Annotated in this window: 11 protein-coding genes; 7 read left to right on the forward strand and 4 right to left on the reverse strand. The window is 75.7% G+C overall.

The genetic code is table 11. The features are described from left to right. Positions 1 to 33 precede the first annotated feature (33 nt). Positions 34 to 855 (forward strand): arylamine N-acetyltransferase family protein, encoded by an 822-nt coding sequence (locus ACSU6M_RS03515; RefSeq protein ID WP_437066928.1) that lies wholly within the window; start codon positions 34 to 36, stop codon positions 853 to 855. 6 nt (positions 856 to 861) lie between these two features. On the opposite strand, the gene ACSU6M_RS03520 is transcribed toward ACSU6M_RS03515, so the two are convergent. After that, a complete protein-coding gene (locus ACSU6M_RS03520; RefSeq protein ID WP_437066930.1) occupies positions 862 to 1,272 on the reverse strand; it encodes an SseB family protein in 411 nt (136 codons plus the stop codon). A gap of 411 nt (positions 1,273 to 1,683) precedes the next feature. Here ACSU6M_RS03520 and ACSU6M_RS03525 point away from each other — a divergent pair, with 411 nt between their 5' ends. After that, positions 1,684 to 3,498, forward strand: a complete 1,815-nt coding sequence (locus tag ACSU6M_RS03525; protein WP_437066932.1) for a hydroxysqualene dehydroxylase — start codon at positions 1,684 to 1,686, stop codon at positions 3,496 to 3,498. Positions 3,499 to 3,511: 13 nt separating this feature from the next. Here the strand turns inward: ACSU6M_RS03525 and ACSU6M_RS03530 are convergent, their stop codons facing one another. Continuing rightward, the gene (locus ACSU6M_RS03530; protein ID WP_437066934.1) at positions 3,512 to 4,258 is read right to left on the reverse strand and encodes a DUF4239 domain-containing protein; all 747 of its coding nucleotides are present in this window, start codon (positions 4,256 to 4,258) and stop codon (positions 3,512 to 3,514) included. 162 nt (positions 4,259 to 4,420) lie between these two features. Continuing rightward, complete coding sequence (locus ACSU6M_RS03535; protein WP_437066936.1) at positions 4,421 to 6,112, reverse strand: hypothetical protein; 1,692 nt, start codon at positions 6,110 to 6,112, stop codon at positions 4,421 to 4,423. 331 nt (positions 6,113 to 6,443) lie between these two features. Here ACSU6M_RS03535 and ACSU6M_RS03540 point away from each other — a divergent pair, with 331 nt between their 5' ends. The 5 genes from ACSU6M_RS03540 (at position 6,444) to ACSU6M_RS03560 (ending at position 10,951) form a co-directional block, all read left to right on the forward strand. Beyond that, positions 6,444 to 6,554: a keywimysin-related RiPP gene (locus tag ACSU6M_RS03540; protein WP_437066937.1), complete on the forward strand. Its 111-nt coding sequence runs from the start codon at positions 6,444 to 6,446 to the stop codon at positions 6,552 to 6,554. An 89-nt stretch (positions 6,555 to 6,643) separates the two neighbouring features. Further along, positions 6,644 to 8,476: an asparagine synthase-related protein gene (locus tag ACSU6M_RS03545; RefSeq protein WP_437066939.1), complete on the forward strand. Its 1,833-nt coding sequence runs from the start codon at positions 6,644 to 6,646 to the stop codon at positions 8,474 to 8,476. After that, positions 8,467 to 8,739 carry a lasso peptide biosynthesis PqqD family chaperone gene (locus ACSU6M_RS03550; RefSeq protein ID WP_437066941.1) on the forward strand — a complete coding sequence of 91 codons (273 nt, stop codon included), beginning with the start codon at positions 8,467 to 8,469 and terminating at the stop codon, positions 8,737 to 8,739. The genes ACSU6M_RS03545 and ACSU6M_RS03550 overlap by 10 nt, the downstream gene beginning before the upstream one ends. A 13-nt stretch (positions 8,740 to 8,752) precedes the next feature. Next, positions 8,753 to 9,169, forward strand: coding sequence for a lasso peptide biosynthesis B2 protein (locus ACSU6M_RS03555; RefSeq protein WP_437066943.1), 417 nt, complete (start codon positions 8,753 to 8,755; stop codon positions 9,167 to 9,169). Positions 9,170 to 9,172: 3 nt separating this feature from the next. Continuing rightward, a complete protein-coding gene (locus ACSU6M_RS03560; RefSeq protein WP_437066945.1) occupies positions 9,173 to 10,951 on the forward strand; it encodes an ABC transporter ATP-binding protein in 1,779 nt (592 codons plus the stop codon). Between the two features lie 330 nt (positions 10,952 to 11,281). Here ACSU6M_RS03560 and ACSU6M_RS03565 read toward each other — a convergent pair whose 3' ends face one another. Beyond that, the gene (locus tag ACSU6M_RS03565) at positions 11,282 to 11,866 is read right to left on the reverse strand and encodes a GAF domain-containing protein (RefSeq protein ID WP_437066947.1); all 585 of its coding nucleotides are present in this window, start codon (positions 11,864 to 11,866) and stop codon (positions 11,282 to 11,284) included. Positions 11,867 to 11,878 lie beyond the last annotated feature (12 nt).

Here is an 11,878-nt window from a genome sequence, read left to right on the forward strand (position 1 = left end):
TCGTCCCGGCGGCCGTATGCCTACCCTCTGGGCATGTCCGAGAACACTGAGTTCGACCTCGACGCGTATCTGCGCCGCATAGGCTGGGAGGGGCCGCGCCGCCCCGACCTGGAGACGCTGCGCGGTATCCACCTGGCGCACATCCTCTCCATCCCCTTCGAGAACCTCGACCCGCTGGCCGGCCGCGTCCCCTCGCTGGAGCCGGCCGACGTCGTGGCCAAGCTGGTGCACGGCGAGCGCGGCGGCTACTGCTACGAACACAACTCGCTGTTCTGGGCCGCCCTGCGGGCCCTGGGGTTCGAGGCGCGGGGACTGGCCGGCCGGGTGCTGGTCGGCGCGGAGTACGGGCGCGGCCGTCCGCGCACCCATATGGCGCTGCTGGTCCGGGTGCCGGGCGAGGAGACGCCGTACCTGGCCGACGTCGGCTTCGGCAGCGACGGAAGCCTGCTGGAGGCCGTGCCGCTGGTCAGGGACACGGAGTTCCGCTCCGGACCGCGACGCCACCGCCTGGTGTTCGGGCCGGACGTCAACCCGTCGCCGACCTGGGTGCTGCAGGCGTACCAGAACGGCGGCTGGAGCGATCAGTACGCCTTCACCCTGGACGTCTTCGAGCTCGGGGACTACGAGGTCTTCAACTGGTACGTGGGCGGGCACCCGCGGTCGCCGTTCACCAAGCGCGCGTACGCGCAGCACACGACGGCCGAGGGCCATGTGCTGCTGTTCGGCTCGGTGCTCACCGAGAGCACGGCGGAGGGCGTGACCGAGCGCACCCTCACGGACGAGCAGGAGGCGCGCCGCGTTCTGAAGGAGCGGTTCGGCATCGCCGCGCCCGAGGACGTGACGCTGCTGTCCTGACGGCGGTCAGCGCTGCGGCCGGGCGAGCAGGGTGCGGACGCCCTCCGAGGTCAGGGTCAGCCCGTGCTCGGAGGCGGCGTCGATGGTCAGGGACAGCTCCTCCTCGGCCGGCCACTGCGAGGCGAGGGCGCCCAGCGGGACCAGGCGGTAGCGGGAGACGTACGGCAGCAGATGCGCCATCTCCGGCTCCGAGGTGAACACCGGCACCACGGGCGCCCCGCCCGGATGCTCGATGACCGGCAGCGTCACCATCGTGGGGTCGGTGGCCTCCGCGTCGGTGGCGTCGTCGGGCACGGGCACCAGCACCTGACTTCCGGCCAGGGTGTCCAGTGCGGCCGTGTCCTCGGTGTTCTCCGCGAGCGCGTCCAGGGCGCGCTGCGCGGGCGTGTAGTTGTTGCGGTGCGCGGGTGTGTCCATGGCGTTGTCCCTGGTGGCGGCGGTCCTGTGCGGTCCGGGGGCAAGATCGGCCCCGGTGCGGTGTCCCCCGCGTACCCGGTGCGGCCCGGACCATGCCCGCCGCCGGGCTCTGGGCCGCGGGCCGCCCGCCGTACGGCGGTCCGGAGGCCGTCCGCTCGGCGGGTGCCGTCCGCTCGGCGGGCGGTGGCCTCCGTCCAGGTGGTGCCGCCGTCGTCGGACGGGAAGAGGGTCGGCAAACCGCGGGAGACCACGTCCGCCTTCCGGTGGTGGAGGAAGGCGCTGGTCACGGCGTGGTGGGTGCGGGGCGCCGGGAATCGGCCATTGCGGCGCGCGGGTCTTCCGGGGTGCGGGTGCCGTCCGTATGCTCCTGCGCCGACCATGAGGTTACCTGCGGTAAGGGGGCTGGCGGCCATGGAGCGGCAGGCGGACGGCACGGGCAGCGCACGGCGAACCTTCCTGGCCGGGGCGGGGGCCGGCGCGGCCGCCGCGGCGATCGGCCTTCCGGCGGCGGGGCGGGCGGCCGCGGCGACGGGTACGGGTACGCAGGCGGCGGGTGCGCGGGCCGGGGGCGCGCCCACGGTGGCCGTGCTCGGCGGCGGGGTCGCCGGTCTGACGGCGGCTCATGAACTGGCCGAGCGCGGCTTTCGCGTCACGGTCTACGAACGCCGGGCGCTGGGCGGCAAGGCGCGCTCCTTCGACGTGCCCGGCAGCGCGCGGGGCGGACGGCGGCCGCTGCCCGCGGAGCACGGCTTCCGCTTCATTCCGGGGATCTACCACAACCTGCCCGACACGATGCGGCGCATCCCCTTCCCCGGCAACGCCAACGGCGTCTGGGACAACCTCGTGGCGCCGCCCGAGATGGCCTTCGCCCGCACCGGCCGGGAGGACCTGCGCGCCCCGCTGCCCTGGCCGGGCCACCGGGGCGCCGAGCTCACCCTGGACGACATCCGGCGCGCGCTGACCGCGCTGCTGGAGACGGCGACCGGCATCCCGCCGCACGAGGTGGCGTACTTCGTCAACCGGGTCGTCGTCTTCCTCACCAGCTGTGCCGAGCGGCGCGACGACACCTGGGAGGCCCGCCCGTGGTGGGACTTCACCGGCGCCGCCCGCATGTCGCACGACTACCAGCGCATCCTCGCGATCGGCGTCACCCGCAACATCGTCGCCACGAAGGCCGAGGAGGCGTCCACCCGCACCGTCGGCTCGCTGCTGGAGGCGTTCTTGTTCAACGGGCTCGGCCGCGGCGCCGACGGCCCGCTCGACCGCATCCTCAACGCGCCCACCAACGAGGCGTGGATCGACCCCTGGACCGACCATCTCGCCTCGCTGGGCGTGGAGTTCAGGATCGGATGGACCGTACGGGAGGTGGTGTACGGCGACGGCCGGGTCACCGCCGCGCTGATCGAGGACCCCCGGGGCGTACGGCAGCGGGTGACCGCCGACCACTACATCTCGGCCATGCCGGTCGAGCACGCCCGCCGCACCTGGGGCGCCGCCCTGCGCGCGGCCGACCCCCAACTGGCCCGCTGCGACGCGCTGCGCACGGACTGGATGACCGGCATCCAGTTCTATCTGACGGAGTCGGCGCCCCTGCTGAAGGGCCACCTCAACCTCATCGACTCCCCCTGGTCGCTGACCGCGATCCAGCAGGCCGAGCACTGGCCGGACCGCGACTTCGCCGCGGACTACGGCGACGGTACGGCGGTGAACTGCCTGTCCGTGGACATCTCCGAGTGGGACCGCCCCGGCATCCTCTACGGCAGGACGGCCAAGCAGTGCACCCCGGACCAGGTGGCGCGCGAGGTGTGGGCCCAGCTGAAGGCGGCGCTCAACGACACCGGCCGCACGGTGCTGAAGGACAGCGCGCTGCACTCGTGGTACCTCGACCCGGGCGTCTCCGGCCTCGGCACCCCGCATCCGGTGAACGACGACGAACTCCTCATCCACCCGGTCGGCACCCTCCACCACCGCCCCTCCGCCCGCACCCGCGTGCCCAACTTCTATCTCGCGGGCGACTATGTGGCCGTCGACATCGACCTCGCGACGATGGAGGGCGCCAACGCCTCCGCCCGCCAGGCGGTCAACGCCCTGCTGGAACGCACCGGTTCCACCGCCCCGCGCTGCACCGTCACCCCGCTCTTCCAGGCGCCGGAGCCGGCACCGCTGCGCCGCCACGACCTGACGCGCTACCGGATGGGCCTGCGCAACCTCTTCGACCTCGGGTGACGGCCGGGGCCGCTCACGTGCCGAAGTAGCGGCCGAAGGCGCCGGTGTCCACCGCGAACATCCCGGTGAACGGGCTGTTCATCTGGTGGATGAGCAGCACCGTGAAGGCGATCAGGGCGGTCAGGCCCATCACCATGACGACATGCGTGGCACTGCGCTTGACGCCGAACATGAACATGAAGGCGATGGTGAGCAGCGCCCCGACGATCAGACCGAACCACAGCACCGGAGACAGACTCTCCCCGGCGTCCGACTCCCGGCCCCGGCGCGCCTCACCCAGCGCGCTCAGCTGGGCCAGCCACTCCTGCGCCGTGACCTGCTGCGCGGGAGTGGCGTCGGCCGGGATCTGGCCCTCGGCCCGCAGCCGGTCCAGCAGCGTCCAGCCCTGCCGCGCGGGGAAGTCGCCCTCGGCCATGGCCGGCCACTCGGTGCCGGTGACATGGCGGACGTACGCCTCGATGCCCTCCCGCGTGCGCTCGGCCTGCGCGAGGGGAAGGCCCTCGGCGAGCAGCCGGATCTGGTGGGCGGCGCTCGCCTCGGACCTGACGTGCTCCTCGGCGCTGGCGCGCGTGTCCCACACGGAGACCATCGCCAGTCCGAGGACGAGGGCGTAGAGCACGCCGACCATCATCGAGATGTACTCCGCCACGTCCTCGCGCGGCTCGTCGTCCGGGCCCAGCGGCCACAGACGGTGCTTGAGCAGGACAGCGGCGGCCGCGAGCAGGGCGCAGCCGAGCACGATGGCAAGGGTCTCGATCATGGAGGGTCGCCGCCTCCTCGGGGGCTGGGACGGTGGGTGGTCCGGGGCGTGCGCCGCGGGGTCGCGGTGCGGGGTGAGTCGCTGGGGGCGGGGCGGTGGGGGGCGGGACGAGGCGCTGGGGCAAGGTGCGGGACGGGTGGATGGGGGGCGGGGGCGGTGGCCTCATCGGCCGGCGCGTCGTGCGCCGAAGACGGCGGCGGCCACCGCGGCGGGCAGGAGGAGCAGCAGCAGGACGGCGAGCAGGCCGAGGCCGGTGGGTTCGCCGTTCGGCCGGACGAGGCGGCGCAGGAGCGGGGTCTCCGGCGGGACCGCCTGGTCGCGGGGCGGGGTGGCGGGCGTCGCCGGGGCGTCGGGGGCGGGGGGGTCGGGCCGGGCGGGCGGTGCGTTCTGGTCGGCGGAGCCGGTTCCCGGTGCCGCCTCGCCCGGTGCGGCCTCGCCCGGTGCCGCCTCGCCCGGTGCGGCACCGCCACCAGTGGCTCCGGCGCCTTCCCCCGGCGCCGCGGGGGCCGCTCCGGGGGCGTCTGCGGCTCCTTCGCCGGCCTCCGCGGCGGCGCCGGCAGCGGCCTCGGCCGCCGTGTCGGTTGCCGCGTCCGGTGCCGGGTCGGGTGCGGCGATCGCCGGGGGTGGGGGTGCGGGGGCGGGCGGTGCGTCGAGGGGCGCGGGCAGGACGGGCGGCGGGAGCAGGGCGGCCGGGGGGCCTGGGGCCGGGGGTGGGGGCGCCTGCGGGACGACGACCGACGGCGGGGGTGCCTGCGGGACGAACGACCACGGCGGGGACGATCCGGAGGGCGGCGGTGAGGGCGGCCGGACGGGGGGCCTGGTGGGCCCGGCGCCCGGCGGGGGCGGCGGCTTGGGGACCGTGAAGCGTAAGGCGGCCGTCGCGGTGAGCGGCGGCGGCGGTTCCGTACCTCCCGTGCGGGTCAGCGTGTGCAGGCGGTCACTGCCGCTCGCGCGCCCCTCGCTGCGGTGGGTACCCGGCGGTCGCCGTACGACGGCCGTGCACCGCGCGGACCGCCCCGGCCCCAGCCTCGGCACCACCGCCGCACGGCCCGCGCAGTCGATCCGCGCCGGACGCAGCACCGGGTCGGTGATACGGACGCCGTGGACGGTGCGGTTGCCGGGGTTGCGCACGGTGTAGGTGACGACGGCACGGGTGCCGATCGGCGCGGCGTAGGCGCCGCCGAGGCGGGCGCGCGTGGTGACCGGCCCGGCATGAGTGCCGCCGACCTGGGCGCGCGTTCCAGCCCACCCCACCCGCGCCACGCCCGCCCGCGCCGCGCCCGCCCCCGCCCGCGCCACGCCCGCCCCCGCGCGCGGCCCGCTCCACCCGGCGCGGGTGCCTCCGGCTCCCCCGTCGCCCAGCCGGACCGACTCCGTCAGGACGAGTCCGCCGCCGACACCGGCGTATCCGGACCGGGCGCGTGCCCGTGCCTCCTTGCCCAGGTAGGGGATGCGCCCGCGGGCCTCCACGTCCCCGACCCAACTTCCGGGCCGGGCAAGGGTCTGCGCCCGGCAGGTGGCCGAGCCGAGTCCGCGCAGCATGGGGACGTGGTCGCGGCCCCCGGGGCAGCGGATGCGGACGCCGGGCATTCCGGGGTCACCGAGCCGGACGTCGTAGAGGTCGGCTCCCCCGCGGTTGATCAGCCGGTACGTCTTGACCACCGGGCGTCCCGAGCGGATGCCGGGGTGCAGTGCGCGGGTGCCGGGACGGGTGTTCACCGTGACGTCGAGGGCCAGTCCGCTCGCCCCCGTGCCGTCGGCGGCGGCCGGCGGGGCCGGTACGGCGGTGGCACCGGCGACCGCGGTGACGAGCAGCAGCACCGCCCATCGCGAGCGGATCCGTTCGATGAACATATCGTCATGATCTTCATGGGCGATGCGGATCCGGTCGCTTCCACGCCCGAGCCGTGCCGCATTGCCCGCGGAATCACTCGGTCGGTCGGCGCCCCGACAGGGGGTCCGGGCCGCATGCGACGTCGCATGCCCGCCCCCGCCGCGATCGGCCGGCGGCGCTCCGCGCGCCCCCTCGCCGCGGGCGCCGGGGTCACTTGGGCGGCCAAGTCATCAGCGCCGACTGAATAGTTGAAGCTTCCTCCAACCAAAAGACCGAAAAATCATGGCATTTACTCGTATGTACGGAGGACGGGGGTAGGCGGAGGACGTATGCAGAAGGGAGGTGCACGGCATGCGTACGTACGAGCCTCCGACCCTGACCCTGGCCGGTTCCTTCCGGAGCCTGACCGGTCTTGGTGGCCGCGGCCCCAAGGACGTGCTCTTCCGTCACCAGCTCATTTGAGACGGACGGTTGCGCACGGCGGGCCGGGTGGCAGCGCGGCGTCGCTGCGGCCCGGTCCGCCCGACGCTTCGGCACAGCACAGGAGGGCGGTGAGGCGTACGTCCTGGGAACCGGCGCCGGCCTGGTTCGCGGTGCTCCCCGACTGCCGGGCGGCGTCCCCGACCGCGGCCGCGCTGGGCGCCGGGGCGCCCCAGCGGATCGACCACGCCTCCGGCCGCCCCTGGATCCTCGGCCGCTGGCCCGAGGACACCCTGGCCCTCGGCACCGCGGGCGGCGTCCGCCTCGCCGTCCTCGGCCAGCACGCGCTCACACCGGAAGAACTCACCCGCGCCGCCCACGCGCACGGCTTCGACGCCCTGGCCGGCGGCGTGCCCGGCAGCGCCCACGTGATCGTCTCGGCCGGGGGACGGGTACGGCTACAGGGCACGGTCACCGCGATGCGCCGCGTCTGCCACGCCCGCGTCGGCGGCACGACGGTGGCGGCGGACCGCGCCGACGTACTGGCCCGGCTCGCGGGCGCCCCCGTGGACGAGCCGCGGCTCGCCCTGCGCCTGCTGGAGCCGTTCATCCTGCCGCCCCTGACCCGCACCCCCGTCTGGCGCGGAGTGACCGAGGTACCCGGCGGCAGCCACCTCCTGATCGACGAGACGGGGCGGCCCCGGCACGTCCGCCGGTGGACCCCGCCCGACCCGGTGCTTCCCCTGGCCGAGGGCGCGCGAGCCCTGCGCGACGCCCTGGCCGCGGCGGTCGCGGTCCGCACCGACGGCCACGCCACCGTCAGCTGCGACCTCGGTGGCCTCGACTCCACCGCCGTGTGCTGCCTGGCGGCCCACCGCACCCACCGGGTCCTGGCCTGCACGATCGCCCTGCGCGACCCCCGCGGCGACGACGTCCGCTGGGCGGTGCGCACGGCGGCCGCGCTGGACCCGCTGGAGCACCATGTGATCCCGGCCGACGAGGTGCCGCTCTTCTACGCGGGGGTGCAGCGCCTCGACGACCCGCTGGAGGAGCCGACCTCCGGCGGGGAGCGCGAGCGCGGACTGGTCACCGTGCGCCGCGCCGCCGCACTGGGCTCGCGGGTCCATCTCACCGGGATGGGCGGCGACGAGCTGCTCTACGGCTCGCTCGCCCATCTGCACACCCTGGCGCGCACCCGGCCCGCGCTCGCCGCCCGGCGGATCAGCGGCTTCGCCGCCAAGTACCGCTGGCCGCGCGCCGCCGTGCTGCGCCAGCTCGCCGACCACCGGCCCTACGGCACCTGGCTGCGGTCGGTCGCCGACCAGCTCACCGAACCCCCGCCGCCGCTCAACGACCCGCTGCTGTCCTGGGGCTTCACCCCCCGCCTGCCGCCCTGGACCACGCCGGACGCCGTGGCCGCCGTACGGGATCTGGTGCGGGAGGCCGCCCGCACGGCGCTGCCGCTGGCCGAGCGGCGGGGCCAGCACCGGGAGCTGGCCGCGATGCAGGCCGTGTCACGGGTGGCCGCCGAGGTGGAGGAGATGGGTGCCCGGATCGGGGTGACCGTCGCCTCGCCGTACTACGACGACCGGGTCCTCCAGGCCGCTCTCGCGGTACGGCCGGAGGACCGCGTCACGCCCTGGCGGTACAAGCCGCTCATCGTGGAGGCCATGCGCGGGATCGTCCCCGAGGAGAGCCGCACCCGGCAGACCAAGGCCACCGCGGACTGCGACGAGGCGCCGGGGCTGCGCCGGCACCGGGCGGCGCTGATGGCCCTGTGGGAGGACTCCCGGCTCGCCCGTCTCGGCCTCATCGACGCGGGCGCGCTGCGGGAGGTGTGCGCCCGGCCGCTGGACCCGCGGCTCGGCGCGGACGTGCTGTACCAGACCGTCGCCTGCGAGACCTGGCTGCGAGCCGTCGAACGGCCCGTCAGCGGACCGACCGAGGAGAAGTCATGGCTGTGAGACTGCGGGACCATGTGTCCCTCGCGCCGACCGAGGACGGCCTCGCCCTGCTCGACGAGGACTCGGGCGCCTACTGGTCGCTGAACCCGACCGGTGCGGTGGTGCTGCGCACCCTGCTGGACGGCGGCACGTCCGTCGAGGCCACGCGGCGGATCGCCGAGGAGTACGCCGTCGACACCGGCACCGCGCGGCACGACGTCGACGAACTGGTCGCCGCGCTGCGCTCGGCCGGGCTGATCGTGCCGGCGCCCGGCGGGCCGTAGGGGGTGGTCCGCGATGACGATGCAGGGGGCGGTGCCGCACGATCCGCGGTCCGTGCCCTTCCCGCGGCGGGTCGAGGCGCGGGCCGCCGTCGGGGCGGCACGGCTGCTCGGCACCCTCTCGCCGCGCCGGATCCGCGCCGTCCTCGGGGTGGTCAGGCGCGGGGCCCGCCCGGCGGGGCCGGACGAGACGCGCCGGGCGCGGGACCGGGTGATCGCGGTCAGCCTCGCGTGCGGCGGACCGGAGGGCTGCCTGACCCGGTCGCTGGCCACCGTGCTGCTGTGCCGGCTGCACGGCCGCTGGCCCACCTGGTGCGTGGGGGTGCGCTACACCTCGCCGTTCGGGGCGCACGCCTGGGTGGAGGCCGCGGGCGTCGCCGTCGGCGAGGACTTCCCTGCGGGCTACTTCCGGCCGCTGTTCAGGGTGGAGTAGAGGATGCCGGACCGCGCGGACGACGCCGAACGGAAGGCGGGGCTGCGGGACGTCCTGCGCCTGATGGGCCCGTACCGCCGCTGGGTGCTCGCCGCGTGTGCGCTGACCCTCGCCGGGGCCGCGCTGGGTCTGGCCCAGCCGCTGCTGGTCCGGCAGGTCATCGACGGGGCGGGCACCGGCAGCGTGCCGGCCGCGCTCGTCGGCGCGCTGGTCGCGCTGTTCGCCGCGGAGGCGGCCGTGGAGACGGCCGCCCGCTATGTGCTGGCCCGCACCAGCGAGCAGGTCACCCTCGGCCTCAGGGTCGGTCTCATCGGCCGGCTGCTGCGGCTGCGCATGCCGGAGTACGAGCGTCAGCGCACCGGCGATCTGATCTCGCGGCTCGGCACGGACGGCGGGGAGGTGCGCCGGCTGGTGGCGGACTCCTTCGCGGACGCCGTCACCGGGGTGGTGGGCGTGGCGGGCGCCGTGGCGCTGATGGTGTGGCTGGACCCGGTGCTGTTCCTGATCGTCCTGGTGCTGGTGACCGCGGGCGGGCTCGCGGTGGCCTCGGCGCTGCGCGGGCTGCGCCGGGCCTCCTGGCACCGGCAGACGTCGGTCGGCGCGATGGCCGCCGATCTGGAGCGGGCGCTGGGCGCGATCCGGACCGTGCGGGCGGGGCGGGCCGAGGAGCGCGAGAGCGACCGGATCTCCGCCCAGGCGCGGGCCGCGTACACGGCGAGCCTGCGCATGGCCCGGCTGGAGGCGGTGATCGGCCCGGCGACCCGGCTCGCCGTCAACGGCTCCTTCCTGGTGGTGCTGCTGGTGGGCGGCCTGCGGGTGGCGCAGGGCGCGGGCTCCGTGGGCGACCTGGTGGCCTTCCTGCTCTACATGACGTATCTGGTGATGCCGGTCGACGCGGTCTTCCAGGCGATGAGCGCCCTCCAGGAGGGCAGCGGCGCGCTGCGGCGCATCGACGACACCCTCGCCCTGCCCACCGAACCCTCCTCCTCCGGCTCCTCCCCCGCCCGCGCGCCCGTCCTGCGGCCCGGAGAGACGGCGCTGGAGTTGCAGGACGTGTGGTTCGGCTACGAGCCGGGCCGTCCGGTGCTGCGGGGGGTGTCCTTCCGGGTCCCGGCGCTGCGCGCCACCGCGCTCGTGGGCCGGTCGGGCGCGGGCAAGTCGACGGTGTTCGCGCTCGTCGAGCGGTTCTACGAACCCGACCGCGGCCGCATCCTGCTGTGCGGCGAGGATCTGCGGTCTCTGGACCGCGCCGCGTCGCGGTCCCGGATGGCGCTGGTCGAGCAGGACGCGCCGGTGCTGTTCGGCACGCTGCGGGAGAACCTGCTCTACGCCGCCCCGGACGCCGCCGACGACGAGGTGCGGCGCGCCCTGGAACTGACGGACCTCTCGGCGCTGGTGGCCCGGCTGCCGCGGGGACTGGACACCGACCTCGGGGAGCGCGGCGTACGGATCTCCGGCGGGGAGCGGCAACGCGTCGCGGTGGCCCGGGCGCTGCTCGCGCGGCCCGCGCTGCTGCTGCTGGACGAGCCGACCTCGCAGCTGGACCCGATCAGCGAGGCGGCGCTGCGGCGCTCGGTGCGGCGGATCAGCCGCGAGTGCACCCTGCTGGTCATCGCCCACCGCATGTCGACGATCCGGGCCGCGGACCGGATCGTCGCCCTGGAGGACGGCCGCGTCGTGGCCACGGGCACCCACGACGAACTCCTCGCGGGCAGCGGCTCCTACCGGGGGCTCGCCCTGGCGCACGAGGCGGGCAGCGGCGGCCCTGACGCCGGGCGCTGACGCCGGGCGCTGACGCCGGGCGCTCGGCGGGCAGCGGCGGCCCTGACGCCGGGCGCTGACGCCGGGCGCTGACGCCGGGCGCTGACGGCCGGACGGAGGCGTTCGGCGGGCGTGGGCGGGTCCCCGGCGCGCTTGGTCTTCCTGCTGCCCGTGACCAGGTCCCTGGTGCGCTCGATCTCCCTGCCGCCCGTGGGCGGGTCCCTAGTGCGCTCGATCTCCCTGCCGCCCGTGGGCGGGTCCCTAGTGCGCTCGATCTCCCTGCCGCCCGTGGGCGGGTCCCTAGTGCGCTCGTTCCGCCCGCCGCCCGTGGTGCTCATGGCGGTCCGGTGATCATTCGCCGAGCAGCCGGCGGGCCTGGGACAGCAGGCGCAGCAGTTCCGCGCGGGAGGGTTCGTCGGGGGCCGCCTCGGCGGAGGGGCGGGGCATGTGGGTGGTCAGGACGTGCAGGGCGACCGCGGCCTGGCGGGCGAAGAGGCCCAGCAGATCGAGCTCGGGCAGTCCGGAGCGGGCCTGCGGGGAGGGGTCGAGCACCTCCAGGACACCGAGGACCCGGGCGCCGTGGATCAGGGGCGCGGCCATCAGCGCGTTCGGGACGTAGCCCGTCGACCGGGCGGTGTCCCGGTCGAAGGACTCGTTGTCGCGCAGGTCGTCGACGATCATCGGTTCCCCGGAGGCCGCGACCCATCCGGCGATGCCCCGGCCCGCGGGGAACCGCCGGCCGACCAGGAACTCCTGGCCCTGGCCGGAGACGGCCTCGAAGACCATCTCGTCCGCGGCGGCGTCCAGGAGCAGGATGGAGCTCGCCTGGGCGCCGAAGATGGCGCGCGCGGTGTCCACCACCGACCTCAGGAGCTCCGCCAGGGCCGGATCCGGCCGGGGGCTTGCGGACACGACGGGGGCGGTCGTCCGATCCATGGGGTTCCCTTC

This window comes from Streptomyces sp. enrichment culture (assembly GCF_964272895.1).
In the GTDB taxonomy this organism is placed as follows: Bacteria; Actinomycetota; Actinomycetes; order Streptomycetales; family Streptomycetaceae; genus Streptomyces.